19 protein-coding genes are annotated in these 21455 nt (G+C 54.0%); 3 read left to right on the top strand and 16 right to left on the bottom strand.

What is annotated here, in order from left to right; translation table 11 throughout:
• The first annotated feature begins 109 nt into the window (after positions 1-109).
• A complete protein-coding gene (locus C3938_RS11995) occupies positions 110-670 on the top strand; it encodes a cytochrome b (protein WP_105103535.1) in 561 nt (186 codons plus the stop codon).
• A gap of 68 nt (positions 671-738) precedes the next feature.
• Here the strand turns inward: C3938_RS11995 and C3938_RS11990 are convergent, their stop codons facing one another.
• Positions 739-2511 carry a DEAD/DEAH box helicase gene (locus tag C3938_RS11990; RefSeq protein ID WP_105103534.1) on the bottom strand — a complete coding sequence of 591 codons (1773 nt, stop codon included), beginning with the start codon at positions 2509-2511 and terminating at the stop codon, positions 739-741.
• 460 nt (positions 2512-2971) lie between these two features.
• Between C3938_RS11990 and C3938_RS11985 the strand changes: the two genes are divergently transcribed.
• A complete protein-coding gene (locus C3938_RS11985; RefSeq protein ID WP_105103533.1) occupies positions 2972-3397 on the top strand; it encodes a nucleotidyltransferase substrate binding protein in 426 nt (141 codons plus the stop codon).
• Positions 3387-3716, top strand: a complete 330-nt coding sequence (locus C3938_RS11980; RefSeq protein ID WP_105103532.1) for a nucleotidyltransferase domain-containing protein — start codon at positions 3387-3389, stop codon at positions 3714-3716. The genes C3938_RS11985 and C3938_RS11980 overlap by 11 nt, the downstream gene beginning before the upstream one ends.
• A gap of 16 nt (positions 3717-3732) precedes the next feature.
• On the opposite strand, the gene C3938_RS11975 is transcribed toward C3938_RS11980, so the two are convergent.
• The 15 genes from C3938_RS11975 to C3938_RS11905 all read right to left on the bottom strand — a co-directional run bounded on the left by C3938_RS11975 (position 3733) and on the right by C3938_RS11905 (position 21445).
• Complete coding sequence (locus tag C3938_RS11975; protein ID WP_158681672.1) at positions 3733-4509, bottom strand: VpsP family polysaccharide biosynthesis protein; 777 nt, start codon at positions 4507-4509, stop codon at positions 3733-3735.
• 11 nt (positions 4510-4520) lie between these two features.
• Positions 4521-5246: a tyrosine-protein phosphatase gene (locus C3938_RS11970; protein WP_105103530.1), complete on the bottom strand. Its 726-nt coding sequence runs from the start codon at positions 5244-5246 to the stop codon at positions 4521-4523.
• Positions 5243-7504, bottom strand: a complete 2262-nt coding sequence (locus tag C3938_RS11965) for a GumC family protein (protein WP_105103529.1) — start codon at positions 7502-7504, stop codon at positions 5243-5245. Before C3938_RS11965 ends, C3938_RS11970 begins: the two co-directional genes overlap by 4 nt.
• A gap of 14 nt (positions 7505-7518) precedes the next feature.
• On the bottom strand, positions 7519-8085 hold the full coding sequence (locus C3938_RS11960; protein ID WP_105103528.1) for a polysaccharide biosynthesis/export family protein: 567 nt from the start codon (positions 8083-8085) through the stop codon (positions 7519-7521).
• Positions 8086-8128: 43 nt separating this feature from the next.
• Positions 8129-9328, bottom strand: a complete 1200-nt coding sequence (locus tag C3938_RS11955; RefSeq protein WP_105103527.1) for an outer membrane beta-barrel protein — start codon at positions 9326-9328, stop codon at positions 8129-8131.
• 199 nt (positions 9329-9527) lie between these two features.
• Positions 9528-10952 carry an undecaprenyl-phosphate glucose phosphotransferase gene (locus C3938_RS11950; RefSeq protein WP_105103526.1) on the bottom strand — a complete coding sequence of 475 codons (1425 nt, stop codon included), beginning with the start codon at positions 10950-10952 and terminating at the stop codon, positions 9528-9530.
• A gap of 219 nt (positions 10953-11171) precedes the next feature.
• On the bottom strand, positions 11172-11705 hold the full coding sequence (locus tag C3938_RS18090) for a hypothetical protein (protein ID WP_199775592.1): 534 nt from the start codon (positions 11703-11705) through the stop codon (positions 11172-11174).
• The gene (locus tag C3938_RS11940; protein WP_105103525.1) at positions 11651-12970 is read right to left on the bottom strand and encodes an oligosaccharide flippase family protein; all 1320 of its coding nucleotides are present in this window, start codon (positions 12968-12970) and stop codon (positions 11651-11653) included. The genes C3938_RS18090 and C3938_RS11940 overlap by 55 nt, the downstream gene beginning before the upstream one ends.
• 71 nt (positions 12971-13041) lie before the next feature.
• Complete coding sequence (locus C3938_RS11935; protein WP_105103524.1) at positions 13042-14334, bottom strand: O-antigen ligase family protein; 1293 nt, start codon at positions 14332-14334, stop codon at positions 13042-13044.
• A complete protein-coding gene (locus C3938_RS11930; RefSeq protein ID WP_158681671.1) occupies positions 14315-15046 on the bottom strand; it encodes a WecB/TagA/CpsF family glycosyltransferase in 732 nt (243 codons plus the stop codon). The genes C3938_RS11935 and C3938_RS11930 overlap by 20 nt, the downstream gene beginning before the upstream one ends.
• On the bottom strand, positions 15043-15939 hold the full coding sequence (locus tag C3938_RS11925; protein ID WP_158681670.1) for a sulfotransferase family protein: 897 nt from the start codon (positions 15937-15939) through the stop codon (positions 15043-15045). The genes C3938_RS11930 and C3938_RS11925 overlap by 4 nt, the downstream gene beginning before the upstream one ends.
• Positions 15940-15956: 17 nt before the next feature.
• On the bottom strand, positions 15957-17147 hold the full coding sequence (locus C3938_RS11920; RefSeq protein ID WP_105103521.1) for a glycosyltransferase: 1191 nt from the start codon (positions 17145-17147) through the stop codon (positions 15957-15959).
• A gap of 75 nt (positions 17148-17222) precedes the next feature.
• The gene (locus tag C3938_RS11915; protein ID WP_105103520.1) at positions 17223-18587 is read right to left on the bottom strand and encodes a UDP-glucose dehydrogenase family protein; all 1365 of its coding nucleotides are present in this window, start codon (positions 18585-18587) and stop codon (positions 17223-17225) included.
• 97 nt (positions 18588-18684) lie between these two features.
• The gene (locus tag C3938_RS11910) at positions 18685-20154 is read right to left on the bottom strand and encodes an MBL fold metallo-hydrolase RNA specificity domain-containing protein (RefSeq protein WP_105103519.1); all 1470 of its coding nucleotides are present in this window, start codon (positions 20152-20154) and stop codon (positions 18685-18687) included.
• A 589-nt stretch (positions 20155-20743) separates the two neighbouring features.
• Positions 20744-21445 (bottom strand): WecB/TagA/CpsF family glycosyltransferase, encoded by a 702-nt coding sequence (locus C3938_RS11905; protein WP_158681669.1) that lies wholly within the window; start codon positions 21443-21445, stop codon positions 20744-20746.
• Positions 21446-21455: the final 10 nt, after the last annotated feature.

Below are 21455 nucleotides of genomic sequence, written 5' to 3'. Positions count from 1 at the left end.
GCTTAAATTTACCATGGAGGCGTATTTTTCTACCCCGACGCAACACAGGAGGCGATCGACGTAAAAAATCGTTAAGCTCTGGCGCACCAAAAATGAAGGGGAAGTCGCCATGAACAAGAATGCCAGCAGCTGGAGTCCTGCACTCAAAACCCTGCATTGGCTGATCGCCGTTTTTATCCTTTTTGCCTGGGGCTCCGTGGAGCTGCACGAGTTCTACGAGCGGGGCGACCCCATGCGCAGCTGGTGGATGGTGGTGCACTTTTCACTGGGGTTCAGCGTGCTGTTTCTGGCACTCGCACGTTTGTACTGGCGCGCCACCCACGGCCGCCCCACCCTTTATGGCAGCGGCCTGCAGAAGCCGGTATCGCTGCTGGTACAGAGCCTGATGTATGTGATCATGCTGGGAATGCCGCTGACCGGCCTGCTGATGCGCCAGTTTGCCGGGCGGGACACCACCCTCTTCTGGCTGTTTGACCTGCCGTCTTTCGTGGCCAAAAACGAAGCGCTCGCCAAACAACTGGCGTTTTTGCACAAGGAATTTCTGTGGAACGCACTGCTGGTATTACTGGTGCTGCATATCGGCGGTGCGCTGTGGCACCACCTGATCACCAAAGACAATACACTGCGGCAGATGCTGCCGTTTGGCAAAGTGAAGATAAGTGGGAAGTAAACGGAATGTAAAAAAATGGGCACCGCGAGGTGCCCATTTTCATTTGCGAGGAAAGCCCCCGGACCGGATCAGTCGAATGACTTCTTCGGCTTGCGCTTCTTGAACGCCGGCGCGGTTTTACCACCGGATTTCACGCGCGATTCGTCAAAGCGGGCAATGTTCATCGGCCGACCATTGACCCGCACCTTTTTCAGGTGCTGGAAAATTTCCTGCGGCATACCTTCCGGCAGATCCACGGTGGTGTATTCCGGGTAAATCTCGATACGACCGATATAGGAGCTGTCGAGATCCACCTCGTTGGCAATCGCACCGACGATGCTGCCCGGGCGCACGCCGTGTTCGCGCCCAACTTCAATGCGGTAGCGTTCCTTGCCCTCGTCGGGACCGGGAATACGCTTGCTGTCCTTGTCAAAACCCTTCTTGTCACGCGGCTTGCGCTTGCGGTCTTCGAAGTCGTCATCCCCAAAGTCACGACGCGGCTTGCGCTCGCGGAACTCCTGACGCGCAGGCTCGCGCTCATCCAGCAGCAGCGGCTGGTCGCCCTGGGCCATAGCGGCGAGCGCGGCGGCCACATCCAGCGGATCAACGTCGTTGTTTTCCAGATATTTTTCCACCAGATCGCGGAACGGTGCCAGGTCGCGGCGGCCGGCCAGGGTATAGGTGATTTTCTGCTGGAATTTCTCCATACGCGACGCGTTTACCGCGGCCGCCGTCGGCAGATCAAGACGCTCGATGGCCTTCTTGGTGGCGCGCTCGATGGTGCGCAGCATACGCTGCTCGCGCGGCGCCACGAACAGGATCGCATCGCCCTCGCGACCGGCACGACCGGTACGGCCGATACGGTGAATATAGGCTTCGGTATCGTAGGGAATGTCGTAGTTGATCACGTGGCTGATGCGCTTCACATCCAGCCCCCGCGCAGCCACGTCTGTGGCCACGACGATGTCGAGTTTGCCGGCTTTCAGCTTGTCGATCACCTGCTCACGCATGGCCTGCGCCATATCCCCGTTCAGAGCGGCACTGGCGAAACCGCGCGCAGCAAGTTTGTCCGCCACTTCCACCGTCGCGTTCTTGGTGCGCACGAAAATAATGGTCGCGTCCACCGGCTCGGCTTCAAGGATACGGGTCAGGGCATCCATCTTGTGCAGACCGCCCACCGGCCAGTAACGCTGGCGAATGGTCTCGGCGGTTTCCGTCTTGACCTTGATCTTCACTTCCACCGGATCGTGCAAATGCTCGCGGGCAATCGCCGCCACTTCGCGCGGCATGGTGGCGGAGAACAGCGCGATCTGGCGCTCTTCCGGAATCTGTTCCAGCACCCATTTCACGTCGTCGATAAAGCCCATGCGCAACATTTCGTCGGCTTCATCCAGCACCAGCATCTTCAGGGAAGACAGGTCCAGGGTGCCTTTGCGCATATGGTCCATCACGCGGCCCGGAGTGCCCACAATCAGCTGTACGCCGCGCTTCAGTTGCTGGATCTGGCCACGGTAGTCGGCGCCGCCATAAATCGGCGCAACGTGAAAACCCTTCAGGTTGGCCGCGTAAGACTGACAGGCCTCGGCCACCTGAATGGCCAGTTCACGGGTGGGCGCCAGTACCAGCGCCTGGGGGCGCTTGTCGCGCAGATCGAGGCTTGCCAGCAGTGGCAGGGCAAACGCCGCAGTCTTGCCGGTACCGGTCTGGGCCTGGCCCAGCACATCGCGGCCCTCCAGCAGTGAAGGGATAGTCTGCGCCTGAATCGGGCTGGGGGTTTCGTAACCCAGTTTGGTGACGGCTTCGAGAATTTCAGTCGGCAGGCCCAACTGGTCAAAACCAGTGGCTTCGGAATAATCGGTCATGTTGAATTCACTTGAATAATAAAGGCCGGGCCAGAGCGGCGGCGCCAGTAAAGACCCCCAATAGGGCCCCCACGGGGTAACCATAGCTCACGGCAAAGAATTGCTGGGCAAGGCGAAGAAGCCCATTAATAGCACCGGTGCACGGCTCAAAAATCGTCGCGAGCGGGCGCCGTCAAGCGCACGTGCAGTAGATTTTTAGCAGTGTCATGGCTATTTCAAGCTTATTCCACTCTATGACAGGGGCCTGTGGCGAGGAGGTCTGCTACCCATGATGACTGTCGCCCCTGTACAGCCACTGTCGGGGCCGGGGCGAGAGGCTGCGCAGTCTACCAGTTTGGCGCGAGAGTGCCAGTTTAATTTTTGAGCGAGTTCCCCATACGTTTCTGGCCCGGGTTTTGACAGGCCTTTATACTTCACAACATCATTTCAAATACCCACCCGCCAGAGGATTTCTATTCCCATGACCGCCCCGGATATCCGTTGGCTGCAGCGGTTCGAAAACTATCAGAAGGCGTTGGCGCAGTTACAGGAAGCCGTGGAGCTTCAGCATCAGCGCGCCCTCTCCAATATCGAAAAGCAGGGATTCATCAAGGCATTTGAGTTCACACATGAGTTGGCGTGGAATGTTCTGAAAGACTTCGCCAGGTACCAGGGAGACACTCAGATCATGGGATCTCGCGATGCCACCCGGTTCGCCTTCAAGAATGAACTGATAGAAGACGGCGACAGCTGGATGGCCATGATTGCAGACCGCAATCGCGCCGTGCATGCCTATGATGAAAAAACGGTGCTCGCCATCATCGAAAGAACCCGGGATGTTTACTATCCGTTATTCCGGTCCTTTCAACGGAAGATGCAGCAACTGAGTTCAAACCATGGCCATTGAATCCGGCGCCTGGGGGCTGTCGAGTGAAACCATCACCCGTCTCCAACAGGTTTTTGAGCGTCATCCCGAAGTGGAGTCCGCCCTGCTCTATGGCTCCCGGGCGAAAGGCAACTACCGCAAGGGGTCGGATATTGATCTCACCCTTATCGGGCCAGAGCTACAACCCCTCCACCTGATCCAGATTGAAACCGAAATCGACGAGCTGCTGACCCCCTACTCCTTCGATCTTTCCATTTATTCAGAGCTGGAAAGCCCGGAGTTGCTCGACCATATCGAACGTGTTGGTGTGGAGTTTTATCGAAGAGGAGCTTCGCTGTAGGAGCCTACAGGGGAGGTTACTTGCAGAGTTTCTGGAAGTGCTTTTCGCCTTCCAGCCACGGGCAGACCTGCGGCTGGCGATTGTATTGCTCTACCAAACCAATCACCTGATTTTTGGTGCGATGATCCTGCACACCGCGGATCAGGTGTGTTTTCAGCAGTTCCTGCTGGCCACCGGAAAGTGTTGGCAAACGCGGGAGGTTGGCCTGGGCGATGGCCAGGTGAACGGCGGGGGTGTAGGGGCCGAGTTGGTCGGCGCGGGTGAGGTAGTGATCCAGATCCCCGTCGAATTCGCCGAGACGGATCTTGAGTTGTGCCATATCCGCCCAGCTATCCGGCCACAGGGGGCGCAGTGCCGCCGCGCGCTGGTGCAATCGCAGGGCATCGCGGTAGTCCTGTGGAACAATGTTGCCGCCATTGTAGGCGCGCCATTCAAGCAAACGCGCCTGTAAGGTGAGCTGGTAGGGATTATCAGGGTGCAGGCGATTGGCCTGCTCGATGGCCTTCAGCGCAGAAACCATAGACGCGGAAGACGCGACTTCACCGCGCTTGTACCAATAGGCGAGCTGATTCTCCACCCGCAACACCTGCAGATGCGCGAGCCCCAACGCGGCGGCGTGTGCACTGAGCCAGACCAGCGCCGCAACGGAAACCCAGACGCCCAGCTTGCGAGCCGCACTCACGTCACTGGGCCATATATAGGAAAGGAACTTCGCCGCGGGTGATGCGCGCCTTCTCGAACGCCGACGGCGGCGACCGGAAGACGAGGGCTCGGCAAAGGTTTGGGTGTTCATGGTGATCGCACTCAGGAAAAATGCAAAGCCGCAATTTTACCCGGATTTTCGCGCACCAGCTGCCAGGCCCTGTCTTCTCCCACGATCTCCGCTGCCGCCAGGCGCCCGGCATTCAGCACCGGAGGGCGGCGCACTTCGTGATGGGCGTCAGTGGCGAGAATGGTCACCAGATCCTGTTGCAGCAACTGAATGGCGCGCTCCTGCGCCGGCTCACCAAAATGCCCGGCGACCGCACCGGCGGTTACCTGAAACAGGCACCCCTCGCGCACCAGCGGCAGCACCTTATTGAAATCCCGCATCACATCCTTGTTGCGCTCCGGGTGCGCGATCATCGGGCGAACCTTCTGTTTTCTCAGCCAACGGATCAGCTGTTCCGTACCCGGAGGAATATGGCTGTGAGGCAACTCCAGCAGCAACACTCGCTCGCCTTCCCACTCGCCGAGATAAGGCACCTGCTTCAGCAGCACCATATTCAGGATTTCTTCGGACAAACGGATCTCGGCAGACATACCGAGTTGCAGGGGAATCCCCTCTTCCTCCAGCGCCGTACGCAGCTGGTTGAAGGCCCTGGTAATCGTAGAAAGATTGTTGGGAAAGCGGCCGGTATGGATATGCGGGGTGGCCACACAATGGGTGATGCCGTCCTCGACAGAGGCCCTGGCGAGTACCAGCGCCTGGTCGAGATCGCGGGCACCATCATCGATGCCCGGTAACAAATGGCAGTGCAGGTCGATCATGCCAGCTCGGGCTGCTTCTCTTCCACTTTACCGGCTCTGGCCTTCGCGGCCTCCTCGGCGACCACCGCGTTTTCAGCGCCGTAGCCGTAGCGGCCACCGTAATACCCGTAGTACTCACCGTAGCCGCTGGATTTGGACGAGGTATCCACCTGGTTCAGCACTACGCCGTCAATCTTGGCACCGACCTGCAGCAGACGGCCAATACCATCGGTAATCACTTTCTGGCGGGTGCTGTCGGACTTCACTACGTACAGCATGGAATCCGCCACGCGGGATACCACCAGTGCATCACTCACCACCTGCGCGGGCGCAGTGTCGAGAATAATGCGGTCGTACTTTTCACCCAGCTCGCGCAGCAGCTGCTCAAAACGCGGGGATGCCAGCAGCTCCTGCGGATTTGGTGGCACCGCGCCCGCCGGAATCACATCCAGACCACTGTTCTCATCCCGGTGCACGCATTCATCGAAACTCGCGCTGCCGGCGATCAGGTTGGACAGACCCGGCTGGTAAATCGGCAAGCCGAAATCCTTGCCCACGGAGGGGCGGCGCATGTCCGCGTCGATCAACAGTACCTTTTCCATCTGCACCAGTGAGAAGGCCAGGTTTTCAGACACGGTGGTCTTGCCCTCACCGGGAATGGACGACGTTACGGAAATCACTTTCGCCGGCTTTTCCAGGTGCGAGAGCACCAGGCTGGTACGCAGCGTCCGCACCGCCTCCGAGAACTGGTGCTGGCCAGACTGGAAGAAAGTGCGCAGGCTCAGGCGCTCGTCTTTCTGGTGCTCGACCCAGGGCAGCAGGCCGATCATGCGCTGCGACAGCTTGCTTTCCACATCGTCCGGGTTGCGCACGCCATCGTTCAGCGCCTCGAACAGGAACGCCAGCATCACGCCCATCATCGCGCTCACCACCATCGCCAGGGCAACGATCAGCGCCTTCTTCGGCTTGGCCGGCTTGCGCGGCGCCACTGCCGGGTCGGTCAGACGGGCGTTGGCCGCTTCGAAATCGGAGGTCTCGCTGGTTTCGCGGAAACGCGTCAGGAAGGCGTTGTAAAGCTGGCGGTTGACGTCCGCATCTCGCTTCAGTTCCTGATAGCGGGTTTCCTTGCGGGAAGTTACCTGATACTCGGCCTTGGTGGCATTCAGCTCTTCCTGCAATGAACGCTCATTACTCAACGCCGCCTGGTATTCGCTCTCGATACCGGCCACCAGCCGGCGTACTTCGTCGTGCAGTTTCGCCTGCACCGATTCCAGCTGATCTTCCGCGGCGATCATTTTCGGATGTTTGGGGCCGTAGCGGCGTGCCAGCTCGGAGACCTTGCGCGAGGCTTCCACTTCCGCGCGCTTCACATCCTGAATCACGCTGTGGTTCAGCACCTCTGGCAGACTCGCCAGGGCATTGATATCACTACCACTCATCCGCACCAGCTCGCGAATACTCGCCGCCTGCTTCAGCTCTTTACGGGCCATCAGCAGTTGTTCGGTGATTTCATTCAGTTCCTGGCGGCCCAGACCGCGTACACCTTCCACGTCGACAAGACCTTCCGCTTCCTGGAACGCCTGCAAACGGGCCTCGGATTCTTCCAGCTTGGTGCGCAGATCATCCAGGCGGCTGTTCAGCCAGGTGGTGGCCTGCTGGGTCATTTCCAGCTTGGCTTCCAAGTGGCTGTTGATGTAGACCTCGGCCACCTTGTTGGCCACGTCCGCCGCCAGTTTCGGCGATTCGGATTCGAAGGTAATTTTCACCAGCTGCGTATTGCGCACCGGCGCAATGCTCAGGCGCTCGATAAACGCCTCGGTGACCTGCTGCAGTTTTACCTGGCGGGCCTCTTCCTCGCTCAAAGGTTCTTCCTGGGAAAGGAACGGCAGCATGGCACGGATACTAAAACCGCCCTCCTGCTGCTCCGGATCAAACTCCGGATGCGAATCCAGGCCCATCAGCGTCACCACGCGCTCGGCAATGCGCTTGGACTTGAGAATCTCGAACTGGGTGAGGAAGTATTCCTTACGACTGGAATCCAGACCGTACACTTCCTCGATGGAGAGCGCCTTGGCCTGTTCCGCCTCGATCATCAATGTGGCGGTGGCCTGGTAGCGCGGGGTCATGGAAAACACCACCATGGCCGTAATCATGGTTACGGCAATGGAAAGTGCGGCGATACGCCATTTAAAACGGTCGACAATACGCCAGTACTGGCGAAGATCGATGACTTCTTCCTGAAGCATACGCTCCTGGTGCAGGTTTGCTTGCGCGTTCATGGGCTGCTGGTACCTCAGAAGAAGCTCTGTTCAATAGTGACGATGTCGCCCGGGCGCAGCAGCGTATTCAGCTCCGCTTTCACTTTGGTCTGGCTCGCATCATCACCACGGATAATAAAAATCTTGTTTTCAGAGGCACGCTCGGTAAAGCCCTGGGCCAGTGCCGCCGCCTTGCTGATGGTCAGCCCCGGCTGAAAGGGATAGCCACCGGGCTTTTCCACTTCCCCATTAATAAAGAAGGGGCGATATTCCAGCATGGAAACGTGCACGTTGGGATTGATGAGGTAATCCCCCTTCAACCCCCGCACAATCAGACTTTCAAGACCGGAAAGGGTCAGCCCCACCACTTTCAGCTCGCCCAGGAAGGGGTAATTGATCACCCCGCTGTCGCTGAGAATAGTCTCCAGAGTGAGATCCTCTTCCCCGTAGACACTGATCAGGATTTTATCGCCGGAGCCCAGCTGATAATCGCCAGCGGCCCTGGTTGCGTCCTGTGCGTACGCACTGGTCACAATCATCCCCACCAGAAAGACAAAAGCAGCGCGGAGTGCGCGCTGCTGAAACGAGGTAAAAATACCCATAGGTTTACCGGTCAAGTTTTTGTATCAAACAAACAACACTGGCTTACAGGGAGGCCTGCAGGCCGATAAAGGTCAGGTTCTTCTCGTAGCTGAAGCCCGCCGCGGAAGAATCCTTGTCAGACACACTGATACCCGCGTTAAACGCCAGCCAGCGCTGGGCCTGGTAATTGAGGCGCAGGGTACCGGTGTTGATGTCTTCCTCGCGCTCTACGCGGGAACCCAGGTAGTCGTTGATGGAGTGATCAAAGGTCACCTGGCTGCTCAGGCGGTCCGCCCACGAGTGGTGCCAGCTCAGGGTGTAGCTCTCCACGTCGATGAAGTTGCCCACACCGCTGGTTTCATCACTGCGGCGCGCGGTGTTGAAATCAAACGCGCTGTAGGTTTTCGGCGTCCAGCGGATGCCGGCTTCCCAGCTCGGGCCGGTGTAGTCTTTACGCTCGCCGCTCACGAAATCCTTGGAGCGGCTACCCACCTTGATGGTACCGGTGGTTTTTGCGGTACCTTCCCAGGTCACGCCCACCTGGTAACGCATTTCAGCGCTGTCCAGGGTTTCCACGCCCACCGGGGTGTAGTCGTAACCGATCTCGCGGCGGCCCACTTCCGCCAGCAGCCTGGTGCGGCCGCCGGTGTTGTAATTGAAGGTAACAGAGCCGTAGTCGGTGCCGCGGTCGCGGCCAGCGGTGCGCATGCCGCCTTCGTAATCTTTATCGGCGGTACCCAGGTTCAGCACCAGCTGCCCTTTGGCGGTTTCCGCACCAAAGGTGTAGGTACCGTTGATGTCGCTGCTTTTGAAACGGTCCGGCTCGTTCTGCACATTGCCAGAACCCTGAGAGAACCCGGTACCGCGCGGCTCGTGGCCATCGGTAAAGTTGCCGAACAGCTCCAGACGGTTGCGCGCGTTCAGCTCCCAACCCGCAGTGCCGGTTACAAAATGGTCGGTGTAGTTGTCGTCTTCGCTGTCGAAGTACTCACCGCGCAGCAGAGAGTAATTCACGCTGTACGCAGAAACACCGTCATCGGCGGACAACAGGAAATTCGGATTGATGACCGCCACCACGCTCTCGATGGTGTTGGTTTCCGCGTTAGTAACGTTATCGTCGTTTTGCAGGTCAATATTCAGGGTCGGGGTAAAGTTGATACCGCTCCCCAATTTCACCGCCGCCGCTTCGGTCTGAGCCAGTGCCGCGCCCGCCCCAAAACTGGTGATCAAACAAACAGCCGCAGACAATTTAAGCTTGGTCATGTTTCCTATCCAATGGTCCTAAGTTTATTTCCCGGGCCCGCTTTTATTTCCGCAGCAGACCTGAACCAGACGAACGACGCCCGGTATCCCCCAATGTTTTGTGACACACATCACGACAAGCGCGGAACACTACCACATAAATGTGGTGTTCTCTACGGGCTGTAATGGCGTGTAATCTGAAACCGTCGCACCGGCGCCATCAATACGCGTTGCTGCCCACAAAACCCTTGAACAGCGTCATCCACACAATGCGGATATCCAGCCACAGAGACCAGTTGCGGATGTACTGCAGATCGTGCTCCACCCGCTTGCTCATCTTCTCAACCGTATCCGTCTCGCCGCGCCAGCCGTTCACCTGCGCCCAACCGGTAATACCCGGCTTTACCTTGTGCCGCAGCATGTAACCGTTAACCACCGCGCGGTACTGCTCGTTGTGCGCCACCGCATGGGGGCGTGGGCCGACGATGCTCATACGGCCCTGCAGCACATTGATGAATTGCGGCAGCTCATCCAGAGAAGTACGGCGCAGGAAGGCGCCCAGCGGCGTAATACGGGCATCACCCTTTTTGGCCTGCACCACGGTATTGCCATTGTCTTGCGTGGTCATGGAGCGAAACTTCCACACCTTGATCGGGCGCCCATCCAGCCCGTAACGGTGCTGTTTAAAAATCACCGGGCCCCGGGACGTCAACTTCACCGCCACGGCAATCGCCAGCATCAGCGGAGAGATCAGCGTCAGGATGATGGAAGACAACACCAGGTCTTCCATACGCTTCAGCCAGCTGTTGATACCCTCGATGGGCGTGTCGTACACGCTCAGCAGACTGGTGCTGCCCACCTGGTAAAAGCGCGCGTGCAGCAGGTTGTTCACAAACAGATCCGTGGCCACATGCACCGTTGCGGTGGTATCGGCAAACGCCTGCAGGATTTCCGCAATGCGCGGCTCCTCACGCATGGGCAGTGCAATGTAAACAAGATCCAGTTCACCGGCCTTGGCCGCAGCCACGGCCTGCTCCACATCGCCTACCACCGGCACACTGCCGGCCAGCCCAAATGCCTGGCCGCAACTCTCCGACCCCGGCACCCGGTAAAAACCCTTCACGCGGATACCCAGGTGCGGCTCGCCGCCCAGATCCCGCGCCAGGCGCAAACCGGCATCGGTCACACCGATGACTACCGCCGAGCGGGTGTTGTGATCGTGCGCGCGCAGATAAAACAGAATCTGGCGGAAGCCATAACGCCAGCCGCTCAACAGCGCCAAGGTGCCCACAAACCAGCAGCCCACCACCAGGCGGGAGTAGGTTTCACCGGTTTTGGAAAAATAGGAAATCAGAATCAGCAACAGACACACCGCCACCCAGGAGATGGCCGTAATCCCAAACATGTGCAGGTAGCTGTCCGCCCGCCAGGAGCGGTAGAGATTGAGAGACTCCGCCATAAACGCAAAACTGACCGAGGCCACCAGGCCGGCGATGATCCAGTCTTTGCTTACGGCAATGCCGAAATAGTTACAGCAGACAATCAGCGTACCGATGATCAAGAGTGCATCCAGCAATCGGTACAGTGCAGCCAAACCAGACTGGTGGCTGCGAATCCATCCCTGTTTCACGGATCCTTCCCCCATGAGTCCTCCCCAAAACCCTGCCCCAAAAATCGACCGTTCCCCAGCCGAAAAAGCAGCACCTGCATGTGCCGCCGCTCACAAAACGCGGGCCCAAACCGGGCCTCTAAATATGGGCGGAGATCATGCCACAGGTGTGACGAGGTTCAAATATTCAAAGTGACAAAGACCGAAAAATAATGCTGCATCGGTCAAATTAACAACAACCAGAGCAAACAACCTTCACAACTTGTGAGGCAAGAAGCGGGCCAAAATCATGGCCACACAACCCCCAACAAGCACACCGGAAGCATTGGCTGCCATATCCTCAAGCGAAGCCGTGCGCGCCGGCATCATCCAGCCCTGCCAACACTCCAGCGCCGCACCCAGCAACAGCAACCCGAGCAGCCCCCAACCCCACCACCGGCGCGACACCGCCAGCACCCAAAGCGAAGCCAGCAGCGCAAACACACCACCGTGCAACATCAGGTCGAAATGAGGTACAAGTTGAGGCACGGGCCGGGACTTCATGCCCGCAAACAGCGCAACGCCCAGCACCACAACAAACAGCAGGCGAGCAAACAACTTCACGTGGCGAATTTCTATCACAGACAAAAAACTTCCCAAATAGCCCGAAAGGGTCAAATAGATAACCACGCCCCCGTGCAACAGGGGCGCGAAAAAAATAACAGGAAAAAACAAGCGAAAAATGACAGCGAAAATCAGCGGCGCCAAACCACCAATGTATTGAATCCCAACCGCCGCTTCACCTGCCACACCGCCACAAGATTCTGCGTGGCAACCGCGACCGCAGTGGCAATGGCGCTGCCGGTTGCCCCCCAAATGGGGGTTAATGCAAAAGCCAGGCCGACGGCAATGGGACCGGAGATAAGCACCGTATTGCGGAAATCCTTTTCATGACCAGACATGGTGAGCAGGTAGCCCACAGAGCCGGTAACCACATTCACAAACTGGCCGATCACCAGAATCTGCAGCAGGTGCGCACCGCCGCTAAAGCCCTCGCCAAACAACCCCATTAAAAACTCCGGGAACGCGAGCATCACCACCACAATGGGCAACGCAAACAGTACCATCAGCTTTACAGAGGTAAGCGCGAGCTTTTCCAGCTCCTTCAGTTGGCCCTGCTTGTACATGGCGGCAAAACGCGGGGCGACCACAAGATTCACAGCCATCAGTACAAAACTTGTAAGCATCGCGGTACGCATCGCCACCGCCAACTGAGCCACCGCCGCCGGTTCTACATAAGCACCGGCAATGAACTGCCCCGACCACTGCACCAGCTGACTCATAATCAGCACTACCCACAACGGCATGCAGCTCTGGAACAGTTCACGCCAGGAAATTTCCTGGGGTTCAACGAGGCAGGGAGATTGCGCCCGCAACCGGCGCAGCACCGACCACAAAAAAAAACCGCCACACAACAGGGTGAACATGGCTGCTGCACTATAGGCCCAAGCGGCATGCTCGGCGCTGGAAAGGCCAAGCCCCAGCAGCAGCGCAACCAGAAACACATTGCTCAAAATATTCAGCGTCATCACCGACGCCACAATCCGGCGCAACCCCTGAAGCGCCATCGCCAGTAAAGTAAACACCGAGAGCCCGACCACGCCCGGCGCCATGGCCGCGAGCGCCGGCGCCAGCTCGGGTTTACCGAACACATGCACCGCCAGAGGAACACTGGCAAAAGACAAAAGAACCGCTGCTAACAACGCAACACCAGTTGCCAACAGCAGCCCCTTGCTTACCACCGAGCGGACACAGTGCCAGCTGTGCTCGGTAAATGCCGAGCCCACGTAGCGGAGAATGGTGTTATCCAACCCTATGCGGCTGACACCGGCAATAAAGGTGACGAGGCTGAAGGCAAGAAAGTAGTAGCCGGATTCCGTGGCCCCCATCTCGCGGCCAATCACCAGGCTTGTGACAAAGGCGGCAAGCGCGGACAGCACGCGAACAGAAAGACTCAGTCCGGTGCTGAATAACAGCTCATAGCGGCCACTTTCCATAACGGCTTTAAAATTCATAGAAATGAAATACCATTTACATCCAGAGTGACGACGTCGGCATTAAAAATAGAATAATCCCGAAAACAATATCAAGCACCTTGAAACTTTGAAAAGCCAGTCCGCGCGTTCTTCGGAACACCTCCCACAAAAACTCGAAACAAAGCAATATAATTTAACACTAAGAAAAACAACATTTGATCCCACCACCAAGTATCCATTGACTCTCTAATGAAAAAGCAAAGCATTCCCAACGAATACAATTTCGCCTTCAACGAATACGTGCCTGCAGGGGAAATCAATATGCGGGCGATCTGACCAAGAACTATCACCCAAAATAAAACATAAGCAACAAGAGAAAATATTCCATGCTGAAACCCCATAGCAACGTATGAACTATGAGTCCCTGCGGAAAAGCGTTGAGAGCTATCGTCTAGAGGGACGGAGTTACCCCAACCAAACCAAGGCCTTTCCAAAAAGCCAAAGTAACTTTCTTCATATATCTTAAAGCGAGTAAAAGCCGAGGCAGACCTAACATCAAATATCGAAGATTCGACATATGCAGCCAGATCCGGCCAGTACAACATGACAATAACAACGAAAACGAAAGCCACCGAAATAGAAAAAAGCCAAGCTGCCCGCCTAAATTGAGAAACTTCAAAGATGCATAAACACAAAAAAAATAGAAAATAGAAAGCCAAGGAAACAATAGCAAGCCTGGAATCCGTACTAATGACCGCTATAGCAATCAAAAACACAGTGAAAAATTTAAACTGAATCCGCCACTTAGCCATCTGCACAACTGGAACCAAAAGAAGCCCGGCCATTGCCATGCTGGAATAGCTAAAGAATGGCCCGCTAAACCTCTGAGGTGCAACTCCAGAAAAATCATCAAATGCAGATCCCAATGAGTGAATCGCCAAGCTTTTCAAAAAATAGCTGTCAGAATTAGCCAGTGGGAACAACAATGTTTTAAATTCGATGCCGCCAAAAGCCAAATACACAAAAAACGTAGCTACTACAAATGCGCTCAAATAGCATATAGATTTTTCGAGTCCTACTATCGTCAGATTTCGCTCCGCCCCCCTTTCACACACAACTCGCAATGCATACAGATAGCAAAATGCAGAGAAAAATGCCGAGAAAAACTTAAACCACAAACCATAGTTTGACGCTACTAACAAAGAAGGAATACATGAAATAGATATAGCTAGAAAGCATAATTCTAAAGGGTCTGACAACCTGATCCAGCCGTATCTACTGACAACCATCAGGAAAAATAGCATAAGAGCTGGGACGACCACCAATTGGTCTAAGCCAAAAAACCATGCAAATGGCAAGGCAAATCCTAAATTTCGCGGAAAATCAACTATGTTTATTCGCATGAGCCACTGCCTTAACCCACAAAAAAGCAAACACTCGATACTCGATTAAATAACGGCGCCATAACCGCCTAGGCTCTTTAACCAACCGATAAAGAAATCTTAAATTAAATTTGTCAATGATTTTTGGATAGTATGCTTTCGAAAGGATCCGCTGATCTAAAAAACCACCGCATGTAAAAAGCAATGTCTTTCCAGGGAGCGCTTTGATTTTACAGGCCAGCAACTCCTGCCTTGGGGCTCCTAAGCCAAGCAACAAAACGTCAACGTTAGCATCGACCACAAATTTTAGAATCTCGTCATCTGTAAAATATCCGTGACAAATCGAGATAATGTCCAAACCAGAAAATTCATTTCCAATAAGCTCAGCAAAACGATCGGAAACGCCCGCAACGCCGCCGACAACCCCGATCTTCAAGCCCATCTTCCTACAAGTTTCGAAGACCTTGGGGGCCAAAGATGTATTGTCAAAGCTAAATCGCGAAACAGAGTCAGCGCCGACCTTTTTCGCATATGATACAACCCCAATACCATCAGCCAATACGTAATCAAACTTTTTCAATGCCTCAACATATGCAGAGTTATTCTTGGCTAAATAAAATGAATGGGGATTAATAAACGTACATGTGAAGGAATTTTTCGATTGAGCAAAACAATCAAAAACCTCAGAAACCGAAAACTCAGTTGACAGAGGCAACCCACTTAAATCAATCATTCCGGCGTCCACCATTTGCTAACATTCACACCTCTTCGCTTAAGCCAAGGATACCCAACAGACAACACTTCATACAGGCTGGCAAATTCCGCAGAAGGTATCACTCGCTGAGGAGATTTAGAATTCATTGAAAAAAGTACGCTACTGACCCATGATTTCAGCTTTGACTTGGGGACAAATTTTCCCACGCCTTTCATAACACGGTGAAAAAATTGACTTTTGACGTGCTTAGTAACGTTATGCGCAACAAATTCTGATGTGGAACTCGGTTGATGAGGAACACCCAACCAATCTTCAATATCAGAGACCACAGTTCCCGGTGAACTAACAAGTTCCTCGAAGGTGCAAAGAAAGACATTTCCTTCACCGACCGCTTCATCCCATTTCTTTACCCATTTCTCATATAACGACCAATCGAGCGCATTATCGTATATTGTTTTCCCTGTATTGCTGCCATTCAGCAGAATATCATTTACATACCCCGAAAAATCAGAATGCGCACCTTCAATTGAATTATTGTTAGTGAAATATTCGTAAGTTGACTGAATTCTAAATACTGGGTCTCGAAGACAGATAATAATTTTTGGCACATCAGATCGGTCCGACAGAGCCTCAATCAAACGTTCGCAGTACAAGTTTTGCGCCGTAGCTTCAAATAGAAATTTATCGACTGAGGGCACACCACGAAAAAATTTTAATAACGATGGTTTGCTTTCATCTGAACTAAAATATGAAAGATCAAACTTTTTGTAATCTGAAAAACCCTCATCCAAATAAAAATAAGTTTCTTTGGGGTCAGAACCCACAAGCAAGGGGTTTCTAGACAACCACTGAAAAAGAGACGATGTCCCACTCTTAGGGGCCCCAACAATCATGAAATCCGGAAAATCCATAAAACACAAGACCTCGACTACGTCAAAAGGGAAATCCAATCTTTGCGAGCACTCTGCACTGAAAAGCGCCTCCGAAAGTCACTCAACGCAACTGGGCAAATTTGAACCCTACCTTCTTGGATTAAACGAATACACTCATCTAGCGCCAGAAAACAAGTACTTACTGGGTCATCATCTTCTACTGGATTCGAGTATAAAATTCCATTTTTTGTCACAGAAAACTTTGAATCATTTAAATCTCGAGATACACCGAGCATTTCCCTTGGCCCATATTTACAATCCGCCGCCAAGACAAATTTTCCCAGTGAAATGGCCTCAGCAAGCGCATTCCCAAAGCCCTCCCATTTTGACGGAAATACAAAAACATCGGCAGAAGCCACATATGAAAATACATTTTCGACAGGCTCATGTATAAAAACCTTCCCAGTCAGCCCTAGCGATTCAATTTCACTCATGATCTGATCACGATCTTCGCCATCTCCGAATACCGACAAGGATATATGCTGATATTTTTCCGCAGCAATCGCGAAGGCACGCAAAAATATTCCCAACCCCTTCTGCTCCGACAGCCTACCCACAAATATAAAATTGCAACTGCAACCGGAAACCGAATTTTGCCACTTCATAAGCCCATCATCTCTCACCAATGCGAGGCTTTTTATTTTTTCAAAATCATATCCGTTGTAAATAGTAACCGAGTTGCCACCAAACAATAAATACTGCTGAATATCGCTTCGAACACCTTCAGAAAGGCATACAACCTTACCAGCAAAAAAATAGAAAACTGAAATAGCCACCCTAACAATAGACCGAAATAGGAGTCCAAATTTCTTGTACTGCAATGACAAATTATTTCTAACACTGACAACGGTTTTCCGAAATCTTAACGAGATCATTTCAGAAACAACATTGGCGATGTTCGACCTCTCTAAAAAGGAAATAGTACAGTCAACATCTAGATCGCGCTTCAATTTTGAAAGTTTGAAAACATACTCAAAAACAGAAAACACTTTACCGAGCAATCCATCGCGTTCCCTTATATGAAGATCCATGACCACCTTATCACTGAGATCAATTTTGGAGTTAGGTGGGAAGTTAGGCGCAATTACAATGAGATCACAGTTATCCCTTAACTGATCATACAATCGTGTAAGGGCCCTCTCCGCGCCCCCGTTTTCAATTCTGTCAATCAACAAAAGTAATTTCATGTAGGAATTTCGTAGAGTTTTCAGTCATTCGTATTTGTTACTGGGAATTAAAAAGTCTCTAGCAAACTTCTGCTGTTATTCAGAAACCCGGCCAATTCCGTAGTATTGAAAGCCGCATTTCCTCATGTAAATTGGGTCCTGCATATTGCGGCCATCAAAGATTACCGAGTCCTTAAGCTCAGTTTTTAGAGATGCCGTATCCAGGGCGCGGAAGCTTTGCCACTCGGTAACCACAACCAGAGCACTCGCCTTGTGCAGCGTGGAGCTCTGCGTTCCCATCAATTGCAGATCATCGCGGTTTCCATATATACGCTGGCACTCATCCATTGCTTCCGGGTCGTAAGCCTGCACTTTTGCCCCTGCCGCCCACAGCCGCTCCATCAATACGCGGCTCGGCGCTTCGCGCATATCGTCGGTTTTGGGTTTGAAGGCGAGACCCCAGAGGGCAAATACTTTACCTTTCAGGGTATCGCCCGGATTTTCCGGGTCGCAGCCGTAGTGCTGGCAGATCATTTCGAACAGCTTGTGCTTCTGGCGGTCGTTGACGTTTTCGACGGATTCCAGAATTTCTGCTTTGTAACCCAACTGCTTCGATGTGCTGATCAGGGCTTTTACGTCTTTCGGGAAACAGGAACCGCCGTAGCCGCATCCCGGGTAAATAAAGTGGTAACCGATGCGCGGGTCTGAGCCGATGCCCTGGCGCACCTGCTCGATATCTGCTCCTACGCGCTCGGCAATATTCGCCATTTCGTTCATAAAGCTGATTTTGGTGGCGAGCATGCAGTTGGCCGCGTACTTGGTGAGTTCCGCGCTGCGCACATCCATAAAGATGATTTTGTCGTGGTTGCGATTGAACGGGGCGTAGAGCTCACGCATGGTGGTTTCCACCTTGCGGCGGGGCTCGCCTTCGTTATCCAGGCCGATGACGATGCGGTCCGGGCGCATACAGTCGTTTACCGCGGCGCCTTCTTTCAGAAACTCGGGGTTGGAGATGACGGTAAAGGTAAGGCTGCTTGTGCGCTCGTCGAGCTTGCTCTGTACCTTGGCTCTCACTTTATCCGCAGTGCCTACGGGCACCGTGGATTTATTGATGATGATTTTCTCATCGCCCATGTAAGTGGCGATGGATTCGGCCACGGCGAGCACATATTTCAGGTCGGCGGAGCCGTCTTCATCCGGGGGAGTACCTACGGCGATGAACTGCACTTTGCCGTGGTTTGCGGCTTCTTCTGCGCTGGTGGTAAACAGCAGGTTGCCAGACGCGATATTGGCCTTGACGATGGGCTCGAGGCCCGGTTCGTAAATGGGGATGATGCCATCTTTGAGGCGGTCGATTTTGTTTGTGTCGACGTCCATGCACATGACCTGATGGCCGACTTCAGCGAGGCAGGCGCCTGTGACGAGGCCTACGTAGCCGGTGCCGAAGATGGTTACTTTCATTCCTTTAACTGCCTTTTTGGGGTTGGGTGGCCAACCTTGTTTTGTTCGCCTGCGAGCAGGCTCCTACGGTTCTTTATGAATTCCGGGGGGTGCCGGGTTATTGGTTTGTTGGGATTTGGATGGTGTTGGCCAAACCTTGATTTTTAATCATTTGCTGCAAGGTCTGTTTTGCTTCGTTGTCGCCGTGGACGATGCGTACGGTTTGTGGCTTCGTTTCCATTTGTTGGATGAAGTCCAGCAGGTCGTGCTGATCGGCGTGGGCGCTGTAGCCGCTGATGGTTTCTACACCGGCTTTGATAGTGAGGGTTTCACCATCGAGTTCTACAAAGCCCCGCTTGGGGCCGTACTGTTGTATGTCGCGCCCGGGGGTGCCTTTTGCCTGGTAGCCGACGAAGATAATGTTGTGGCGTTCGTCTTCGAGCATGGCTTTTAAATAGTTGACGATGCGCCCACCGGCACACATGCCGCTGGCGGCAATGACGATGGCCGGCTGTTTGGTGTGGGCGAGGCGGTTCACCATTTTCTGGTGGGTCGCGTGATCGTCTACGGTGATGAGCTGGTCGAAGCTCAGTGGGTGGCGGCCTTGGGCGATCACCTCTTGGGCCTCTTCATCCCAGAATTTTTCCAGGCGGCGATAGGCTTCGGTGAAGCGGCTGGCCAGCGGTGAGTCGATGATTACCGGGAGTTCGTACCAGGGGCTCTGTTGGCCACGCTTCTGTTTTTGCTCGTGGATGATGCTTTCGATCTCGTAGAGCAGCTCCTGGGTGCGGCCAATGCTGAAGGCGGGGATCAGTACACTGCCGCCGTCGGCTATTGCGCGCTCGATGGCACAGCGCAGGGTTTGGGCGCGGTGTTCGCGGTTTTCATGCAAACGGTCGCCGTAGGTACTTTCTATCACGAGTTCGTCGCAGCCCTCGGATGGGGTTGGGCCATATAAAAGAGGGGTGTTGGGTGCGCCGAGGTCGCCGGAGAAGATGGTGCGGCGATGCTGCTCTGGCGCATTCAGGTCACACTCCACGTAGGCAGAGCCGAGGATATGGCCAGCGCGTTGCAGGCGGATGTTCAGGGACTCCTCGCCTTCGGTGATGACCGCCTGCCACTGGTTGTAGGGCAGCGGGCGCAACTGGGCTCTGATGTAATCCAGAAATTGGTCGATCAGTGCTTTGTTGCGGGTGACACCAATTTTCAGGGCGTCTTCCAGTACTAGCGGCAGAAGCTCGGCACTGGGCTGGCTGCAATAAATGGGGCCGCGAAAGCCGGCGGCGATCAGGTATGGGATCCGGCCACAGTGGTCGATATGCACATGGGTGACAACCAGTGCCTTGACGGTATCGAGCGGGAATTCAATGTCGAGCCGATCGTGCTTGCTGCCACCCGGTGAGGTTTCCGCACCCTGGAACAGGCCACAGTCTATGAGGATGGAATTCTGCTCATCCAGAAACAGCTGGTGGCAGGAACCGGTCACACCATCCACTGCGCCGTGGTGCTGTATGCGGCCGAATGCATCGGGGGCACGCCCCTCTACCGCACTGTGCACGCCGGCGTCATTGATGGTGATGGCTGTCATGGCTGAAAATCCGTGTGATTCTGCTGCAGCAATCCCTGCTGCATCCATTGTTGTTACATTGTGACGGGGAGATACATCAGGCTCTTGACGGGCAACCAGCAACAAAAGCCCCCTGCGGGCCAGAACATATCTGCCCGTACGAGAGAGGCCTGGTGTGGTAAATGAAGAGAACTCGCCCCCGCAAGTGCGGCCCCGTGGTGGTACCGCGCTCCCCCTTTTAATCTATTGCCTATCCGCCCCTGCCTGATTGCGCTTTAACGCAACGATCCGCTTAAATTCGCCAAGTCTGGCAGAGAGCCTAAAAGCGGATAAATTTTGTTCAAGTCAACTGGTTTACCCCAAAATCAGAGAACTTGAGCATAAGTTAGACGTGATAGGCGTCACACTTTATCAGTTCCAGATGACAATTCAAGGTCGGGATGGGACTCAGCGACGTGCTCAATTCACCCCCGCCTCTCCCGGTAGACAAGCTGCGCTACCTGCCACCGCGGTCATACCCAATCTTTAATATTCGCTCAGCAATTTATGTACCAGTTCACACTTATTCCGTCAGCACATCGAGACAAACAAAAGGATCTCCGGCTGCAGATCAGCACTGAGTAAATCGGTATTTACCCAATAGGAATCGACCGATGTTGAGCGGGTAGTCAAGCAAGTAACGCCGGATGGTATGGGGCTCCTTGACCATACGGTAAAACCAACGCAACCGGAGTGTGTTGATGAGGGACGGATAGTAATGGGTGCCTCTGGAGTTGGCAGTTTGGGAGATGAAGGCGCCACAGGTGATACCGAACCCCTTGAACCCGGCAGTCCTGGCATCAAGCAGAAACTGTTCCTGTCTGCCGGCACCTAGGCCGGCGATTAGGACATCGGCTTTTTGCAATGCTGGCGAACCCAGGACATTCGCACGCTCCTCTCCAGAGAAATATCCTCCGACAGCACCATCAATACGCAACCGCGGATAGAGATACCTCAGCTTTACGGAAAACAGTTCCGCTTCAAGCTTCTCCCCGCCTACCAGATAGATACTTTTACCTAACTCTTCACACAGCCCGAACACATCGTTCGCTACAGATGTGAAATCGAAACTGTAGCGTTCAACGGAAATGCCGCGCAGATACATCAGTAAACACAGCAACCCTCCATCACAACCGAAGTTGAACTTTTCCAGGCTTGCACCTAGAGCTCTCGGTACAATGTCGATGGAAGAAAAGTTTAGAAATGACACATCCTTTCCCGGAGCCACACTGAGATTGAACTCACGACCGATAACATTAAAAGAGGATTTCATGCTGTTTAAT

The sequence above is a fragment of the Microbulbifer pacificus genome (genome assembly GCF_002959965.1).
GTDB lineage: Bacteria > Pseudomonadota > Gammaproteobacteria > Pseudomonadales > Cellvibrionaceae > Microbulbifer > Microbulbifer pacificus_A.
This window is presented reverse-complemented; position numbering and strand designations above follow the sequence as displayed.